The organism is Verrucomicrobiia bacterium (genome assembly GCA_019634625.1).
Lineage (GTDB): Bacteria > Verrucomicrobiota > Verrucomicrobiia > Limisphaerales > CAIMTB01 > CAIMTB01.
This window is the reverse complement of sequence record JAHCBA010000005.1, coordinates 138,774-156,519: the sequence shown is the minus strand read 5'-3', so window position 1 is coordinate 156,519 and position 17,746 is coordinate 138,774. Positions and strand designations below refer to the sequence as shown.

Here is a 17,746-nt window from a genome sequence, read left to right as displayed (position 1 = left end):
TTGAACCCTGTTGATCCGAGGTTGCCATGAACGCTCGATTTGCCGCGGTCCTGTTGGGAATGGCGTTGCCGACATCGTTGGTCTTGGCGAATGCCGCCGAACCGTCCCCGGCCGCCCCCCCAGGGGCGCCGGGGACGGTTGGGGCTACCGAAGGACGGGAGGTGGCGCCCGCCCTGCCGGCATTCCGGCAATCGACGGGCGCCGCGGAATCGATTCCGGCGGCGCTGCCCGTGCGGGTGCTGCCGCCTCTGGCCACGCCCGGAATGCCGCTCAACGAGGCGGGGGTGGCCGGGGTGGTCGGGACGGGGGCGGAGGTGCAGTGGCTCAGCGAGCCGGTGGAATTGCGGGTGCCGACGGCAGCCGAGGTTCGGACGAACCGGGTGTCGCGGACCCGCGGCGCGCTTCCCGAGGCGGGCCGGACGGAGCGGAGGGGGGTGGGTGGCTTCCTGGCGGGTCTGGCGGGCCTGTTCAACCCGCTGGCGCCTGTGGAACGTGGGGTGGCGGTTCCACCGGCGCACGCCTATGACGGTCAGTTGCAGCCGGCTCCGCTGCCGCGGGGATTCCGGGATGAGCGTTACCACGAGCCGCGGGTGGAGGTGCTGCTGGTGGACTTCGAGCCGGTGAGCCGGCCCGGGGGCAGGCAAGGGAGCGTCGAGGGCTCCGGCGTCAGGGGGCGATGACGAGATCAATCTCGTGCGGGTCATCCGTGCCGAGTTCAAGAAGGCGGGCGTTGGAATAAAGTTCGAAGCGGCTGGGTCCTGGGGGGTCCCCGGCGGCGACCCGCAGCCGGTTGAGTTCCTCGATGGAGAGCACGTCGAGCGCGACGGGATCGGTGCTGAACCGGAGCTGGTTGAGGGCGCCGGCCCGGTGGAGGAGGCTGCGGTGACGCCCCTCATACTGACCGACCAGGGCATCGACGATATTGAGGGCGACGCGGTCGGCGAGCTGGGGTTGCCCGTAGATCTCCGGGACCGCGGAGGCAAGGAGCGAAGCATGAGCCTCGAAACGGACGAAATTGTCGGTGGCGGCACTGGCGACGGTATAGAGGATGCCACTGACGCCGGCGGTGTTGTGATTGAGAAGGGGGGCGATGTTGATGTGCCGGGTGAGGCGCCGGGTGACCAGGCGCGAAAGGTGGGAATGACGTCCGGCGACCGGGCCGGACTCCCGTGGCGTTCCGGGCCGCGTCCGTTCGAATTCGAGATCCCCGAAAACGGGCCGGCCGAGGAGCGGGTTGGCGTAGAAGACGTCCGGGTCGAAGCCGGCATCGACGGCCCCGGCAATCTGAACGCCGAGGGCGGTCGCCAGCGTCTCGAAGCCGGCCCGGCGCAGGTCTTCGAGACGGCGGTCCCACAGGACGATCCGGGAGGCGGGATGACCGGCCTCGATGAGGCCCCGGATGACCGCTTCGGCGACTGCTGGACGCGACCCGCTGAAGGGTCCGGGCGGAGCGTGGACCTTGATGCCGACGATGTCGTCCGGGGCGATGAGGGAACGCCAGGCGGCGGAGGCGGAAGCTTCGCCGGTGAGGGTGGTCACCCCGCGTCTTACCATCTCTGTCACCACCGATCCCGCGGGAGCGAAGGCTTGGGTGGCGTTGGGGTCCCGGACCACCACGACGCGGGATTGCCCGGGCTTCACGCCGCCGAACACTCCGGGATCGGCGAACGACAGACCGTCAGCACCCCGACAAAACGACTGACAAATCGAGAGAAGGATGAGTATGACTCGCGTCATGACGCGACAAGCATGGGCCCGGACGCCGGCCTTGTCCGGGCGAGGATGCTAGCCGCAAACCGAATGTTGACGACAAGAATCCCAATTCGGCGCGGTGCCGCGATGGTGGCGGTGGGCCTGGCGCTGGTGCTGACGGCGTGCACGCCGCCGGGGCCCCGCGCCTTGCTGGATGGGGAGCGGCTTCTGCAGAAGGGGCGTCCGCGGGACGCGGTGCGCCGGCTGCAGACCGCTGTGGAGTTCCTGCCGGGGAACGCGCAGGCCTGGAATCATCTTGGATTGGCCCAGCACGCCGCCCGCCAGCCGGGGGAGGCATTGCGGGCCTATCAGCACGCCATCCGCCTCGACGCCCGCCTTGGGGCCGCCCATTTCAATCTGGGGCATCTCTGGTTGGAACAGGGACGCCCGGATGAGGCGGCGGAGTCCTTCCGCTCGTATATCGCGATCGAACCCGAGTCGGCGGAGGGATGGCGGGCGCATGGGCAGGCATTGCTGCGGGTCCGAGAGTGGGGCCAGGCGGAACGAAGTTTCGGCACGGCGCTGCGGTTGCGCGCCGGGGACGTCGAGGCGTTGAACGGGCTGGGAATCGCCCTGCAGCAGCAGCGGCGGGCCCGGGAGGCCTGGCAGTGTTTCAGCGAGGCGGCGCAGCGGGAGCCGGGATTCGCTCCCGCGTGGTTGAACCTGGCCGTGGCGGCCCAGCAGTTGGGCGCCCGACCTCAGGCCGTCGAGGCCTACCGGCGTTACACCGCGCTGCGACCGGAGGCCGCCCGTTCCCTGGGAATCGCCGCCATCCTTCGCCACCTTGAGACGCCGCCCGCAGTGCCGGACGTCCCTGGGGCCGCCGCACTTCCCGTGGCCGGGGCAACGCCCCTTACAGGGACGGCCGGCCCTTCCTCGACCCCCGCGGTGCCGGAGGAACCGACCCAGGAACCTACCGCTGCGCCCGTTCAACTGGCCGCGACCAGGGCTGGGACCAGCCTACCACCGGAGTCCTCGCAACATGGCGGGACGATTGATGCCCCTCCCCCCGTTCGGCTGGAACCGCCGCCGCCCACGGCGCCTTCCCCTTCCATTCCCTCTGAGCTGCCGCCGTCAGCCCCGACCCGCGCCGTTGACGCCAGGGCGTCCGCAGGCATCGATTCCCGCTCCACGGCGCCCGGGCCGCGGGTGGATCCGGATCCCGTGGAACCGGATCCTGCCCCTGCCCCTGCGACTGCCGCGGTCGAGGTGCCCGAGGTGAACGTGGTGGAGGAGCCGTTGCCGCCGCCCGCTGTTCCCGACCGGCTTGTGGCGGCCGTGGAGCCGCCACCCGTTGCCGTGACGGAAGCGGTGGAAGATCGGATGTCCGAGCCGCCCCTGCGCGTGCTGCCGCAGGTGGGGTTGCGTCTTCCGCCCGAGCCGACGCCGCCCCCGACACCGGTCCCGCCGGTGACTCTGGCCGTGGAAGGGCCCGCGCCGGAACCCCTGCAGGTGGTGGAGGTGCCGGTGCCCGCTGGGTTTGCGCGGGAGACGCGGGACGAAGCCTGGGCCCCTGTGCTGCCGGGGGTGTCTTCGGAGGGGACGGCGACTGGCGACGAGGCAACGCGGGAGGTTGGAATCGCCCGACCGGATGCCGACGCAGCCGAACGGCGGCGGTTCTGGAGTCGGGCCAATCCGATGCAGTGGTTCGCTTCCGATGGGCGAAGCGTGGAACCTGGGCCGTCCGCAGGTGAGGACAGGGAGGCGAGCGAGGCGGGACGGTGGCGTTGGGTGAATCCGACGACGTGGTTCCGTTCCGAGGACGGCGCGGAACGGGCATCGGACAGGGAGGTGGCTGCAACCCAGGCGGAAGTGGATCGATCGGCACCCGTTGTCGACGGGATGGGCATCCCCTTGCTGACCGAGCCGAGCATCCGGGTGGTGCGCGTGCCCTCGTCGCCGGGCCCGGCCGACGTTATGCCGGGTCGGTTGGAGGGGGTGGAGCCGATGCCCGGGGCCGTGCGGGAGATACCGAGGTACGTGTACCAGCGTCCGAACCGGCCCGCGACGGGTGACCGGGCAGCGGCTCGGCCGGTCATGCTGCTTGGCATTCAGGAGCACCGCCGAGGACGGATGGAGTCGGCCGTGACGCACTACACGGAAGTGATCCGGCTGGATCCGGCGGCGTACGAGGCCTACCGCAATCTGGCGACGGTTCATCTCCAGACGGGGGACTGGTCGCGATCGCTGGATGCCAGCGAGTGGGCCTTGTCGTTGGACCCGGATTCCCTGTCGGCACGACTGACCTTTGCGCTGGCCCTCGAGCGCGCCGGGTACCCCACCGACGCGGCGATCGAGGCGGAACGGATCGTGACCACGGATCCCGACCATGTGGCGGCGCATCTGCTTTTGGGGAACCTGTATGCGCAGCGGTTGGGGAATGGCGGAAGGGCGCGGGCGCATTACCTGAGAGTCATCGAGCTGGATCCGGAGCACTCGCAGAGCCTGGCCATCCGGCGGTGGCTGGCGGGGCGACGGTAGGGAGTCCGGGGGAGAACCGGAGGGACGAGCTCCGCGAGTCCACGACCCAACGCTCCACACCGTTGCGGCCTCGTGGAACCCGGCCCTCCGGGGAGATGCGTTGCGGAGTTCGCACCTCCCGCCTGCTGCATGGATACGGCCAAGGTGGCGCTCGAAACGGTGTGCGTGCGGGTTCGAGGACGAGTACGAGTACCGCCCTTCGGGCTGAGTACGAGTCCCCACGAGGCATGGCCTGGGCGAGTCCCAGAAATCTGGGCTGCGCCCGGGGCGACTGCGACCGTCATTTTGCACGTGCCTTCGCGGGCGCGGGGGATATGGTGGGCGCATGCTCATCTGGATTGTCGGCGTACTGCTCCTGGCCCTGGCAGGTGTCATTGGCTACTTCCTGGGTGCGATTCGATCCGCGATATGCCTGGCGGGGCTGGTGGTCAGCGCGGCGCTGGCGAAGACCGTGGGGGCGTGGTGTGCCGGGTTGATTCCGTTGATCGGCTTCACCAATCCGGTCTGGCAGTTCTACCTGCCGCCGCTGGTGGGGTTTCTGCTTTTGTCGCTGGTGTTTCTGGGGGTGGCGCTGGGGGTGGATTACTGGGTTCAGAAGCGGTATCGGAACAGCACGGACGAATACTCCTATGCCCGGTGGCTGCGTTTGAACCGGCGCATGGGGACGGCGGTGGGGGCGGGCGTGGGCACCGTCTGGCTGGTCCTGCTGGGGATGGTGGCCTATGTGCCCGGCTACCTGTCCACGCAGCTGGCCAACGAGGATGAGGGGACGATGTCCCTTCGGTTTGCGAACCAATTTGCCCGGGGGATGGAGCAGTCGGGCCTGAGCCGGATCGTCGAGCGGTTTCAACCTGCGGACGAGGCGCACTATCTCGCGTCGGACATTCTGGGGATGGTTTACCACAATCCATCGGTGCACAGCCGGCTGGCCAGCTATCCGCCCTTCCTGGGCATGGCGGAGCGGCAGGAAGTGGCGGACCTGGGCCGGGATCCCGAGATCCAGACACTGCTCCAGTCGCGGGCGGGGCTGATGGAGATCCTGGAGCATCCCCGGATTCGGGCGGTGGCGGACAACCATGAGATCGTGAACGAGTTGCTGGAGTTGGATTTGCGGGATCTGGAGGCCTACCTGCGGACGGGGGTTTCGGACCGGTTCAAGGACGAGCGCATTCTGGGACGCTGGCGCTTGAACGTGCGCCGCAGCATTGCGGAGATGCGCAATGTCGGGTCGGAGCGGCTGCCCGCGGTGGAGTTCAACCTGCTTCGACGGGCGTTGAACGTTTACTTGGACGAGATGGTGCTGGGCTTCACCACGGATCATCGGGCGCTCCTGAAGGTCAAGGCCAAGGACGAGCACAAACTCCTGGAAGTGGTTGGCCGGGCGGGATCGGCGAGTGCTCCCACGTCAGCGACTCCGGTGGATGGAGAGTATGCCCCGTCGGCTCCTGGGTCGGGTTCCGGAATGACGGCACGATCTTTGGCGGCGCGGGCCTTGCCGCAGGCTCAGCCGACGGAGAGCACCGCGGATCTCTATCGGGATCGCTACGGTCTGGGCGGTGGCGGTGGCGGTGGCGGCGGTGGGGTGCAGCAGCGCGGCGTGCCGTTGGCGACCACGACTCCGCGGATGGCTCCAGGACGTCCTCCTTCGCGGCCCAGTTCGTCCTCCATCCTGGCGCCGATGATGACCACGGGGGATGGCGAGTGGTCCCGGGCCGGGGACGACTATCGAATTCGCATTTCCCAAGGGGGCAACTCGTTGGATCTGCAGGCGACCATCCGGGATCGCCAGATGATGACCTCGGTGGACGGTCGCATCCTGGTCTTCGACCGCCTGTAAGGGGAAGGAGGGGAAGGTCGGCGTGACGCCCGATCGGTCGGGTTCACTGAACCTGACGATCGGGTGCCGTCGTTCATGCCCGGTTGACTGGATGGGCCTACGCGGTTCAGGAGGGCTTTGAATCGGGCGGTTCCGAGAGAGGCTTGGGCTCGGGCGGCTGGGGGGAGAAGGGATCGAGGAGGTGCAGCGTTTCGAAGCCCTCGATGTCCACGATCTCCCAGTCCACGAAGTAGCGACCCTCTCGCTGGGAGATGCGACGCATGAGCTGGGAACGGGCATGGGCGCGGGTGTCGGCCGGGGGGGTGTCGAGGGCCTTGGTGGCGTCCCCCTGACGGATGGCCCAGGGATCGGGCGAACGGTCGAGGGCGTGGCCGAGGGAACGGGTGACGGAGGCGTGGTGGAATTCGAGGTCCTGGGAGCGGAGCCAGGGATCGTCCCAGGACACGCCCTCCCGTTCCACGAACTGGGAGAGGAGCCATTGCTTGGTGATCCAGTCCACCCGGCCGATCAGGCGTTGGGGGTCCTTGGAGAGGGCATCCAGGGTTTCGGCCCAGAGGGCAAGGATGGCATCGGTTTCGGCATCGCGACCGCGGAATTCGGCCGACGCGGCGGCCTGATAACGGGCGAGGATCTCGATGGCATCGGCGGACCCGCCTTCGGCCAGCGTGACCTCCCAGGGGCCGTCGGTCTGGTGGGACAGGATGCGGAAAGTCTGGACCGAGTCGGCGAGGGAGAGATGGGGCAGGTGGTCGATTTCGAGGAGATCGAGGACGAGCGCCGTGGTGCCGATTTTGAGGGCGAGGGTGCAGGGGAGGACGCTGGTGTCGCCGTGGAGGAGGTGGAGGCGGCGGAAGCGGCGGGGATCGGCGAGGGGTTCGTCGCGGGTATTGATGATGGCGCGGTTGAACTGGACCCACTCGAACAGCTCGTTGTTGATGTAGTCGGCGCGCTGACTGATCTGGAAATGAGGATTGGCGCCGGGCCGGCGGTGATCGCCGCGGTTCTCGGCGCCGAGGGAGGAGCCGACCCGGCCGGCGCCCGAATAGAGGACGCGAAGGGTGAGGAAGGCGAGGACGGAGAGGACGTTGCGCTCGGTGAGGGGGGCGCTGCGGCGGACGAGATAGTTTTCGTGGCAGCCGAAGGTGGCCCCCGAGTAGTGGTCGATGTTGTTGCGGATGAAGCCGGCCCGTGCGGTGAGGCCGAGGGAGGAGAGGGCTTCGTCGAGGAGGAGATCGCCGGCGCGGTCGTAGAGGATGAGGTCCCGGAGCTGGAGACACTCGGGGGTGCAGTATTCGAGGTGCCCCATGTCCACGTAGGCGCGTCCGCCGTTGAACAGGAATCCGCCGTTGCCGGGCGGTTCATCCCAGTCGCGCTGGAAGACATCGGGCAGTCCGTAACGCTGACGTTCGAACAGCCAGCCGCGGACGAGTCCGACGGTTGCCGCCGGGCCGGCGGGGTCGTCGGAGAGGCAGCCGTATTCGGTTTCGAGACCGACGACGCGGGTCATGCGGGGGGGGGCACGAGTTGGGCCGGGTCCAGGGGCTGGTAGCGGGCTTCGCCGGGCGCGGTGCGGCGGAGCAGGGCGGCTTCGACCTGACGGCCGGCGGGGAGGGTCCACGCGGTTCGGGGACGGTCGAGGTCGGCCGGGAACGGTTCGGAGGCGGTCAGGCGATGCCAGGCCTCGAGGAGCCAGAGGGACGCATCGGGCAGGGATGTGGACGAATCGATGCGCGGGGCAAGCCAGTCCCCGGCTGCGGCGGTTCCGGAGGGGCTGTCGGCTGCGATCGCCACGCCGCCGGGCCGGAGTTCGAAGGAACCGTCGAAATCGAGCCGGACGAGGAGATCGTTGGTTGGGCGCTGGCCCACTTCGGCGAGGAGGAGTCGGACGAGGAAGGGCGGGCTGAAGAGCTGTTCGAAGGCGGTTTTGAGCTGGGGTCCGAGGCCGAAGCTGACCAGGCGCCGGAGGGAGACATCCGCCGAGGCGCGGGTGAAGGCTTCCAGGTGGGCGGCATCGATCAACGTCTGGCGGACCCGTTCGAGGTCGGTGGGATGCCCGAGACCGGCGAGGGCGTGGCGGTCGAAGATTTCGAAGACCTTGGAATGTCCGGTGCCGACGCCGAGGAGCAGGATCCCGTCGTCGAGGCTGGCGGCGAAGACGGGCGAACCGCCCCGGAGCTGGGTTTCCACGTATTCGCGGCGGTTCCCGATCGCCTCGATCCACCTGTAGGGTTCTTCAGTCATGGTCCGGGATCGGGTGGGACGTCAACCGAGGGCGTCACGTTGTTCCGCATCGTCCACCGTCGAGATGCCGTCCGGACCGAGGATGCGGAGGGTGGCGAAGCGGGAGGCATCGGGCTGGATGCCGCCGGTGGCGGTATCGAATTCCGCGGCGACGGTGAGGACGCGGAGGGCGAGCTGGACGGCTTCACGGCGCGGGAGGCGGGAGGGCGTGGGGGACCCGAACCGTTCCTGAAAACTGAGGAGACTGCGGATGGTGATGGCACCCGAGCCGGAGGCGGCGAAGGCGGCGGCCTGGAACTGCGCTCCGAGGGGATCATAGAAATAGATCTGGGGCCGGGGTGGTGAAGAGGTGGTGTCGAGGCCGGCGAAGAGGGGGGCGACGACACCGACCCCCTGAAGGGTGAGGGGGAGGTTATCGCGGAGGGCGCGGGAGAGGGCGCGGAGCCGGGCGGGAAGGCTGAGGGACTGCAACTGGCTGCGCCGGTAGTATTCGAACGACGTCTTGAGGGTACGCGCGATCTCGAAGGCGGTGGCCGGAACGCCGGCGATGGCGAGGAGGGATGAGGCGTCCAGTTCGAGGATTTTGTCCACCTGCTCGGTGACGATGAGGTGGCCGGCGGTGGCGCGCCGGTCGCCGGCCATCAGGACGCCCCCGGCGAAATGGAAGGCGAAGACCGTGGTGGCCTGGATCTGGGTGGGGGGCAGCGAGGCCGAGGCGTCCGGCGCGGGGTTCTGGAGGTGGTGACGGGCCAGGAGGGCGAAGAAATCGCCCGCCAGCGGAGGGGGTAGGGAGTCTCCCACAGAGTTTAGCAGGGGTGGGCGAGGTTACTCGCCGGTGCGCTGGCGGTAGCGGCGCGCCTGATCGGGATCGACGCGGCGCATGCGTTTGAGGAGTTCCTCGGTATTGGGCTTCTCGATGTCGGGGGCTTTCGGTCCTTCACCGCCTCCGCCGGACGGGCGCGGGATGGGAGGGCGAGTCTTTTGAGTCTGCTCGGGCATAAGCGGGGAGAGATTGGCGGTTAGTTTCCGTCGGAAGGGGCAAAGCGCAAGTCGTCCGGTGTCGCGGCGGCGTGCAGGGCGGCAAGGAGGGATTCGAGACGTTCCGGGGTGAAGAGATCGGTCAGGTCGATGCGCAGGGGGCCACGCCGGGTCTGGAGGGTGACATGGTCCCACTGGGCGGAGAGGACGAAGGGGGCGAAGCGGGCGATGCACAGGCCGCGCACGGCGGCGCGGGTGTTGTCGGGGGGGGAATGGATGGCCCGTTCGACATCGGCGGGCGGGGGGACACGTCGCATGGCGCCGGAGTCCTCGAGGGCGAAGTAGAGGCCCTCGGCGGTGTCGAGGCGGTGGTACTCGAGGTCAAGGCTGAGCAGCCAGGGATCGTCGTCACGGATCTGCTGGGCCGCCTGGAATTCGCGGATGAGGGCATGTTTGGCAACCCAGTCGAGGCGGTCCCGGCATCGGGCGGGGTCGGATTCGAGGTCATCGAGGACCCCGGCCCAGGCGGTCACCAGGGCGGCACGGTCGGGGTCGGACAGGTCACAGGTTTGGCGGACGGCATCGAGGTAGTCGCGCTGGACGGAGATGGCGGTGGCGGGGGAGCGGTCGGTGCAGCGGATTTCCCAGCGCCAGTGCGGGTCGGCGGAGATGGTGCGGAGGGCGGCGAGGGGATCGGCGAGGGCTGGCCAGGGGTGGGCGGGTTCGCGGACGATCGCCTCGAGGGTGAGGGCGGTGGTGCCGACCTTCAGCCAGGTGGCGAAGGGGGACATGTTGGCGTCGCCGAGGATGACGTGGAAGCGGCGCCAGTAGCGTGGGTCGGCGTGGGGTTCGTCGCGGGTATTGACGATGGGGCGCCGCTGCATGGTGTCCACGCTTTGCAGTTCGCTGAAGAAGTCGCTGCGCTGGGAGATCTGGAATCCGTGCCCGACCAGGCGGTCCTCCTCCTCGAAGGCAAACTTGCCGGCTCCGGCGAAGATCTGGCGGGTGACCAGGAAGGCCTGGATGGCGGTCGCGAGAATGTTCCAGTCGAGGGCGCGGGGGATGAGGTAGTTTTCGTGGCAACCGTAGCTGTGGCCGGCGAAGTCGGTGTTGTTCTTGTAGAGGCGGACGGTTTCGCCGCGCTGGCGGGAGAGGGCGGCGGCGCAGGCCATGACGATGCGTTCCCCGGCGCGGTCGTGGAGGACGAGGTCGGAGAGGCGGGCGCATTCCGGGGTGCAGTATTCCGGGTGGGCGTGGTCGTTGTAGAAGCGGGCGCCGTTGGCGAAGACGAAATCGCTCTTGATCTCGGCGAAGCTGAGTTCGCGCCGGGCGTCCTGGGCAAAGTAACGGGCCTCGTCGTCGTCCTGGCGGAGCTGGGCGACGTCGAAGCCGCGCATGTCCCGGTGGGGATTTTCGGAGGCGTAATCCCAGCGCATCAGGACGCCGGGTTCGGCGGCACTGCGGACGAGGGCAATGGACTCGGCGACCACGTCGAGGTCGGGGTGGTCGCCGCGGGCGATGCCGAACTCGGTTTCGAGTCCGAAAAGGATCGGGGCGGGCTGGATCACACGACGGCGCTCCGTTCCTCGCGACGGGGCCGGATGGGGCCGAGGCGGACGACGTTTTCGGGGTCGAAGTCCGTGAGTTTGAGCCAGTCCTCGGTCAGGTCGCTGGAAGGGAAGAGGTCGTTTTCCGCGTGTTCGAGGCGGAGGGCGGCGAGGAGGTCGTCGCGGGTGAGTTCGCCGGCGGTGCTGGAGGCGATGGCACGTTTGATGGCGAGGCTTTTGGCGCGTTCGACGACGGCGGCGATGATGGCGCCGCTGGCGACGTCGCCGCGGGTGAGGACATCACGGCGGCCGCTGCGGAAGGTGACTTCGAGGAATTCGTTGTCGGGATGGCGGGCGTAATGGGCGTCGGCGATGGCGGCGGCCAGGGTGTCGGAGGGCTCGGCCAGGGGCAGCGAATCGGTGAGGTAGATGCCGTAGATCCGCCGGGCGCCGTCCTTGTCGGGGCGGCGGACGCGGATTTTCCGGTCAATGCGGCCGGGGCGGAGGATGGCGGGGTCGATGAGGTCGGCGCGGTTGGAGGCGAGGATGATGACCACATTGGAGAGCGGTTCGAGGCCGTCCATCTCCGTGCAGAACATGGGGACGAGGGTGGAGAGGATGCTGTGGACGCGACCGCCGCGCCGGACGCCGAGGATGCTTTCGGCCTCGTCGATGAAGAGGAAGGCGAGGTGGCCTTCGGAGGCGCGTTCGCGGCATTGGGCGAAGAGGTCGCGGACCTGCCGTTCGGATTCGCCGACCCACATATTGAGGACCTCGGGTCCCTTGATGTGGAGGAAGAACTCGGGGTGTTCGACCCCGGTGGCGTCGAGGATCTGCTGGCGGAGGTTCCAGGCGGTGGCCTTGCCGAGGAGGGTTTTGCCGCAGCCGGGGGGGCCATGGAGGAGGAAGCCCTTGGGGACGGCGTGCTGGAAGCGGCGGAAGAGGTCGCGGTGGAGGAAGGGGAGTTCGATGGTGTCGCGGATGGCCTGGACCGCTTCGTCCTGGCCGCCGATGGCGGACCAGGGGATGGGTGTGACGCGGTCGAGGGAGCGGTCGATGCGTTTGCCGACGCCGAGGACTTCGAGGGCGACGCGTTGATTGGCATCGAGACGGACTTCCAGCCCGGGCTTGAGTTTTTCCTTGGCGAGCAGGGCGGAGCGAAGGACGACGACGGGGGCGGTACCGGCCTCGGTGCCGATGCGGAGGCGGCCGTCGGAGAGGGCTTCATCGATGCGGACGAGGGGGCCGCCGCGGTCGAAGCCGAGGCCCTGGACGACGGCGAAGGCTTCGTTGCAGAGGACGCGCTGTCCGATCTGGAGACTGGAAAGCGCGAGTTGGGGATCGACGCGGCAGATGTAGTCGGCGCCGCCGAGGCAGACATGGGCGCGGTCGGGTTCGAGGGCGGCGAGGAAGGTGCCGACTCGGAGGGCGGGGGAGCGGAGTTTGTCGAGGGCCTCGTCGTACTTCTCGATGACCTGGCGGGCCTGGTCGTTGGTTTCCTCGAGGCCGACGACGCGGTCGCGGAGGTAGGCCAGGTCGAGGAGGGCGGAATGGCGGGGGGGCAGTTTGCCGGCGATGAGGTCGAGGATCTGGAGGGTGGAGAGGCGGTCAAGTTCCTCGCGGGAGAGGAGGTCCATCATGGCCGGCGGCGGCGCGAAGGGAGCCTCCTCCGGGTTGGGTTCGCCGGGCGGGGGAACGGCGGGGTTCTTCTTCTTCGGCTCAGCCATGACGGCACGGTACGGGTGCGGGATCGTTTTTCAACCGGCCCACAGACGGGCGGGGCCGCCAGGCAGTCGGGGAGCCGGGCGGCGCGCCGATCCGTTGCGCGGGGTGGCCGGGGCTACTGCGGGCGGGTGGTACGTTCCTGGAGCCAGACGACATCCCGGTTGTTGGGCGAAGCCACATTGAGCGGGATGGTGCCATTGGGGCGGAGCGCCGGCCGGGTCCGGGGATCGACCCAGCGGCGGATTTCGGAGTGGCCATCGGCAAAGGAGAGGCCGGCGGCGCCGTTATGGTAGCTGGCGGGGTAATCGACGATCTTGGTCTGGGCGGTGTTGGGGTAGCCGTCCATGGAGATCACCCAGAAGCCGTCGTTGATGCTGTCTTCGCGCTCGTCGATGAGGACCCAGGTTTGGGACGGGCCGGGATCCTTCATGTCGGTGGATTTGAGATAGAGAGCCATGCGCGGGGCGGTGACATGCCACCAGGAGAGCTGATTGGCGCGGACATCCTCGTAATTGCCGCCGACCCATGAATTCATGGAGATGCTGCGGACACGGGGGAGGCGCTGGCCGCGGCGATCGCCGGCGGTGACCTGGACGGAGGATTTGTCAGCGGGGCATCGGAAGATGCCGTAGCTGTTGCCGATGTAGGGGGCGAGGGGGCTTTTGGCGAGGTCTTCGTTGACATCCCAGTTGGAGCGGTTGCCGCCGTTGTAGTCCATGATGCCGACCACCCAGGCGTAGCGCTCGTTGGGGCCTCCCTTGGCGGCGTAGGCGCCGGGTAGGCGTTCGTCGTTGTCCTCCACATACATGCGCCAGCCGAGCATCATCTGCTTGGTGTTGTTGAGGCAGGAGATGCCCTGGGCCTTGCTTTTTGCCTTGGCCAGGGCGGGCAGGAGCATGGAGGCGAGGATCGCAATGATGGCGATGACCACCAGCAGTTCGATCAGGGTGAATCCGGGAAGGGAGGGACGGGTCCTCGGCGCTTTCATAGGCGTGGGGGAGCCGGCTGGGGACTTCCGGGCCACGACTCCCGGAGGAACGCTGCGACGAGAGGCGGGAAGATTGCAAGTGTAGCTGGCCCGAAATGGCGCTGGCGGCGATGAAAACGGAGTGTGCTTTTCGGTGCGCATGGAGAGTGGCGCGTGCGGGGCGGGGCGCTTCGGGAGGGGAGGGTTTGTCACGGAGTTGTCACCGATCGGTCGCGATACCGCAATCGGGCGGCGGGCACTGTGCCACGCGATGCGGATCATGGTCATTCTGATGGGAGTGCTGGCGTTTCCGGCCGGGGCGTTTGCAGCGGCCGAGGGGACGCTGGCCGGGGCGCGTCAATGGGTGACGGAATGGGTTCGGACCCAGGAACTGCTGTCGCGGACGCGGACGGAATGGGAGCGGGACAGCGAGTTATTGCGCCAGACGGCAGGATTGTACGAGCGCGAGCTGAGATCGATCGAGGAACGGTTGGGCGGATTCACCACCAACACGACGCAGATCGACCGGGATTTGGCAGAGGCACGGGCGGAGTTGGAATTGGGGGAGAAGGCGCTGGGGGTGGCGCGGGACCGGGTGGGGAGATACGAGGCACGACTCCGGGAATGGGCACCGCGGTTGCCGGCGCCGTTGCGCAGCCAGATTGATCCGCTGGTGCGACGGATCCCGGCGGAGGCGGCGGCCAGCGGCCGGGCCGGGGTGATGGAACGGCTGCAGAACGTGGTGGGGATCCTGCACGAGATCGACAAGTTCAACGCCGCGGTGACGGTGGTGAGCGAGGTGCAGCGACGTCCGGAGGGCGCGGAAGTGCAGGTGGAAACCGTGTATCTGGGACTGGGCCAGGCGTGGTTCACGGATCGGTCGGGGCGGTACAGCGGCGTGGGCCGGCCGGGTCCGGACGGCTGGGTATGGGAGGTGCGACCCGAGGTGGGGCCGGCGGTGCGGCGGGCGATCGCCATGTATCGGGACGAGGCACCGCCGACGTTTGTGGGATTGCCGGTTCAACTGCCGTGAACCCGGGGGGAGGGACAGCGATGAAAACGAGTCTTCTTTGGGTTCTGGCGGGGATGCTGGCGGGCGGTTCGGCGTTGGCGAACGAGACCCTGACCGGGTTGCAGGCGGGATCCGCGAGCCGGCTCGAGGCCGCTCTGGCGGAGTTGTCCGAACTGCGTCAGCGCATCGAGGCGGAGCGGCTGCCGCTGGCGGAGTCGGTGAACGGGTTGGAGCGGCAGGTGCTCGACCGGCGACGGGAACTCGACCGGGCGGAGCGTGCGAACGAGAACGCCCTGGTGGTGCTCAACGCGGAGCGTGCCCTGGCACGGGCGCGGGGCGAGGAAGTGCGGTTCGTCGAGGCGCTGCTGGGCGAGTATCTGAGGGTGTTCGAGACGCGGATTCACATTGCCGAGGTGGACCGATGGGCGGAGGGGATCGGAGCGGCGAAAGAGTCGGGTTCCGGGCTGGGTCGGGAGCCGTCCGAGCGGCTGGAGGGGATGCTGGGGGTGATTGATCTGGCGTTGGACCGGCTGGGCGAGGTTTCGGGGGGGGCGCGATTCGAGGGCAAGGCGTTGACCGCGGCGGGGCGTCTGGAGACGGGGACCTTCCGGCTGCTGGGACCGGTGGCGTATTTCACGAGCGGGGAGAGCGACGCGGCGGGACTGGCGGAACTGCAGTTGGGTTCGGCGGGGCCGACGGTGGTGCCGCTGGGGCCGCAGGAGACCGGATGGATCCGGGCGTTTTCGGCATCGGGTGCGGGGCCGTTGCCGGTGGATGTCACGGGAGGCAATGCGCTCAAGCTGGCGCGGACCAAGGACGGGCTGGTGGAGCATGTGAAGAAGGGCGGGCCGGTGATGGTGCCGATCCTGGCGCTGGGGTTGTTCGCGGTGGGGATGTTCGGGGGGAAATGGTTTCAGCTCGCGCGGGTCCGGATTGCGACGCCCCTGGACCTGCAGGGGATCCTGGCGTCCCTGAAGGCGGGCAACCGGGACCAGGCGATGGCGAAGGCGCGCGGCGTGGCGGGTCCGGTGGGGAGGATGATCGAGCGGGCGATCGGGCATGTGGACGAGCCGAAGGAGTACATCGAGGAGGTGATGTACGAGGAGATGCTGCAGACCAAGCCACGGATGGAGAAGTGGCTGCCGTTCATCGCGCTGTCGGCGGCGGCGGCGCCGTTGCTGGGGCTGCTGGGGACGGTCACGGGGATGATCAACACGTTCAACATGATCACCGTGTTCGGGACGGGCGATCCGAAGACCCTGGCGGGGGGGATCTCGGAGGCGCTGATCACCACCGAGTTCGGGTTGATCGTGGCGATTCCGTCGTTGCTGCTGCACTCGGTGTTGTCCCGGAAGGTCAAGGCCGTGCTGGGGAGCATGGAACAGACGACGGTGGCGTTTATCAACGGCCTGGAGCAGCCCGGGTTGAAGGGGGCGGCGACGCATGGCCACGCTTGAACGGATTCTGGAGATCTGGCGGGCGGGCGGCTGGGTGATGCTCCCGTTGCTGGCGATCTGCCTGACGATGTTCTTCGTCGGGGTGCGGCTCTGGCTGTCGGTGCGGGGGCGCGGGGGGCGGATGGTGGAGGAACGGACCTGGATGGAATGGGTGGTGGAACCGCGTCGGGGGGAGGGATGGGCGGGCGAGGTGATCCGGTACACACAGGACGAAGTGACCTCGGTGGAGGACATCCACCGGCGTTTCTCCGAGGTGGCGGTGGCGGAACTGGGACCGGTGGACCGGCAACTGGCGTGGCTGGGAACGCTGGTGGCGGCGGCGCCGCTGGTGGGATTGCTGGGGACGGTCTTGGGGATGCTGGTGACGTTCCAGGCCCTGGCGGCGGGCGGCGGGGGGGGGCAGGTCACCGAGGCGATGGCGGCGGGGATTTCGCAGGCGTTGTTTCCGCCCGAGGTCGGGCTGTGCATCGCCTTGCCCGGGCTGATCCTGATCCAGGTGATCCGGCGTCGGCGGGCGGAGTTCGAGGCCTTTCTGGCCCGGTTGGAAAGTGTGACGACCCAGCGGTTCAACCGGGCCGGGACGTTGGGCGGCGGGAGACCCTCCATGGCACCAGGCGCATGAGATACCGACGTTCCGTGACCGACACCGAGGAAGTGAGCGACATCAACGTGTCGCCGCTGATCGACATGGTGTTCATCCTGCTGATCTTCTTCATCGTGACGACCACCTTTGTGGAGGAGACCGGGGTGGACGTGGACAAGCCGCAGGCGGCGTCGGCGTCGCAACTCGACAAGAACAGCATCCTGCTGGCGGTCACGCCGCAGGGGCAGGTGGTGTACGGGGGGCGGGAGATCGGGTTGAGCGGGGTGCGACCGCTGGTGAAGCGGCTGACCGACAAGGAAAAGCTCCCGGTGATCATCCAGGCGGATCAGCAGGCGACCGCCGGGCTGCTTACGCGGGTGATCGATGAGGCCATTCTTGGCGGCGCAAAGAACGTGAGCCTGGCCGCCCGGCCGGGGGGAGGCTGAGCCGGTTTGAGGAAACGCCTCTCTGCCGAACCGCGATCGTACCGACCATGCGCCGAGTTTATCGACCCCCGGAAGAACGCATCGGACTCGGGGTGTCCACGGTGCTGGCGGGGTTGCTGGCACTGGGGGTGTTCCTGGTGCTGCCGCTGACGCAGATGGCGTCGAGCCGGTTGAACAAGGACCTGACCCTGCGACGGGTGGATGCGGCCCAACTGCAGGCCCCGGAGACCGAGCCCGAACCGCCGCCGCCGCCGCCTCCCGAGGAGACCCCGCCGGAACCGCCGCCGCCGCCGATGGCCGATGCGCCGCCCCCGATGGACTTCAACGTGAGCCTCGATGTGGCGGTGGGATCGGGCGGGGCGATGGCGATGGGGTTCGGAGGGCTTGGGGCGGGGAGCGAGGGAACCGGGCTGGATGTCTTCGACATCAGTGAACTCGAACGCCGGCCCGAGGCGATTTCCCAGGTGGCACCGGTGTATCCCCCGGAGCTGCGGCGGGCGCGGGTGGAGGGGATGGTCACGGTGGTGTTCCTGCTCGACGAGGAGGGGCGGGTGCACGATCCGCGGGTCGAGAGTTCCTCCCATCCCGAATTCGAGCGGCCATCCCTCGAGGCGGTGCGGCGATGGCGGTTCAAACCTGGCATGAAGGACGGGGAGCCGGTGAAGACGTACCTGCGGTTGCCCCTGCGGTTCCGGTTGAGCGGTTCCTGAACGGATCGAT

The 17,746-nt window shown here is 68.4% G+C and carries 16 protein-coding genes; 8 read left to right on the top strand and 8 right to left on the bottom strand.

Annotated features, from left to right (window positions below):
- Positions 1-26: 26 nt before the first annotated feature.
- Positions 27-680 carry a hypothetical protein gene (locus KF833_04840; GenBank protein MBX3744613.1) on the top strand — a complete coding sequence of 218 codons (654 nt, stop codon included), beginning with the start codon at positions 27-29 and terminating at the stop codon, positions 678-680.
- Here KF833_04840 and KF833_04835 read toward each other — a convergent pair.
- Positions 667-1,737 carry a DUF362 domain-containing protein gene (locus tag KF833_04835; protein MBX3744612.1) on the bottom strand — a complete coding sequence of 357 codons (1,071 nt, stop codon included), beginning with the start codon at positions 1,735-1,737 and terminating at the stop codon, positions 667-669. The genes KF833_04840 and KF833_04835 overlap by 14 nt on opposite strands.
- Before the next feature lie 63 nt (positions 1,738-1,800).
- Between KF833_04835 and KF833_04830 the strand changes: the two genes are divergently transcribed.
- Both KF833_04830 and KF833_04825 read left to right on the top strand, forming a co-directional pair.
- Complete coding sequence (locus tag KF833_04830) at positions 1,801-4,233, top strand: tetratricopeptide repeat protein (GenBank protein MBX3744611.1); 2,433 nt, start codon at positions 1,801-1,803, stop codon at positions 4,231-4,233.
- Positions 4,234-4,558: 325 nt separating this feature from the next.
- The gene (locus KF833_04825) at positions 4,559-6,070 is read left to right on the top strand and encodes a CvpA family protein (protein ID MBX3744610.1); all 1,512 of its coding nucleotides are present in this window, start codon (positions 4,559-4,561) and stop codon (positions 6,068-6,070) included.
- Positions 6,071-6,176: 106 nt separating this feature from the next.
- Here the strand turns inward: KF833_04825 and KF833_04820 are convergent, their stop codons facing one another.
- From KF833_04820 to KF833_04790, 7 genes are all read right to left on the bottom strand, one after another.
- Positions 6,177-7,577 (bottom strand): proteasome accessory factor PafA2 family protein, encoded by a 1,401-nt coding sequence (locus tag KF833_04820; GenBank protein ID MBX3744609.1) that lies wholly within the window; start codon positions 7,575-7,577, stop codon positions 6,177-6,179.
- The gene (locus KF833_04815; protein ID MBX3744608.1) at positions 7,574-8,311 is read right to left on the bottom strand and encodes a proteasome subunit alpha; all 738 of its coding nucleotides are present in this window, start codon (positions 8,309-8,311) and stop codon (positions 7,574-7,576) included. The genes KF833_04820 and KF833_04815 overlap by 4 nt, the downstream gene beginning before the upstream one ends.
- Before the next feature lie 21 nt (positions 8,312-8,332).
- On the bottom strand, positions 8,333-9,112 hold the full coding sequence (locus KF833_04810) for a proteasome subunit alpha (GenBank protein MBX3744607.1): 780 nt from the start codon (positions 9,110-9,112) through the stop codon (positions 8,333-8,335).
- Positions 9,113-9,136: 24 nt separating this feature from the next.
- Entirely contained in the window at positions 9,137-9,310 is a 174-nt protein-coding gene (locus tag KF833_04805) for a ubiquitin-like protein UBact (protein ID MBX3744606.1), read from the bottom strand.
- A 20-nt stretch (positions 9,311-9,330) separates the two neighbouring features.
- Entirely contained in the window at positions 9,331-10,854 is a 1,524-nt protein-coding gene (locus KF833_04800; GenBank protein MBX3744605.1) for a proteasome accessory factor PafA2 family protein, read from the bottom strand.
- Positions 10,854-12,476, bottom strand: coding sequence for an AAA family ATPase (locus tag KF833_04795; GenBank protein ID MBX3744604.1), 1,623 nt, complete (start codon positions 12,474-12,476; stop codon positions 10,854-10,856). Before KF833_04795 ends, KF833_04800 begins: the two co-directional genes overlap by 1 nt.
- Positions 12,477-12,676: 200 nt before the next feature.
- Positions 12,677-13,549 carry a DUF1559 domain-containing protein gene (locus KF833_04790; GenBank protein ID MBX3744603.1) on the bottom strand — a complete coding sequence of 291 codons (873 nt, stop codon included), beginning with the start codon at positions 13,547-13,549 and terminating at the stop codon, positions 12,677-12,679.
- A gap of 250 nt (positions 13,550-13,799) precedes the next feature.
- On the opposite strand from KF833_04790, the gene KF833_04785 reads away from it, so the two are divergent.
- From KF833_04785 to KF833_04765, 5 genes are read left to right on the top strand one after another with little or no spacing between them, the layout of a single operon-like run.
- Complete coding sequence (locus KF833_04785; GenBank protein MBX3744602.1) at positions 13,800-14,561, top strand: DUF3450 family protein; 762 nt, start codon at positions 13,800-13,802, stop codon at positions 14,559-14,561.
- Positions 14,562-14,581: 20 nt separating this feature from the next.
- Entirely contained in the window at positions 14,582-15,997 is a 1,416-nt protein-coding gene (locus KF833_04780; GenBank protein MBX3744601.1) for a MotA/TolQ/ExbB proton channel family protein, read from the top strand.
- Positions 15,984-16,619, top strand: coding sequence for a MotA/TolQ/ExbB proton channel family protein (locus tag KF833_04775; protein MBX3744600.1), 636 nt, complete (start codon positions 15,984-15,986; stop codon positions 16,617-16,619). Before KF833_04780 ends, KF833_04775 begins: the two co-directional genes overlap by 14 nt.
- Positions 16,616-17,026: a biopolymer transporter ExbD gene (locus KF833_04770; GenBank protein ID MBX3744599.1), complete on the top strand. Its 411-nt coding sequence runs from the start codon at positions 16,616-16,618 to the stop codon at positions 17,024-17,026. The genes KF833_04775 and KF833_04770 overlap by 4 nt, the downstream gene beginning before the upstream one ends.
- Before the next feature lie 47 nt (positions 17,027-17,073).
- Positions 17,074-17,736, top strand: a complete 663-nt coding sequence (locus tag KF833_04765) for an energy transducer TonB (GenBank protein MBX3744598.1) — start codon at positions 17,074-17,076, stop codon at positions 17,734-17,736.
- Positions 17,737-17,746 lie beyond the last annotated feature (10 nt).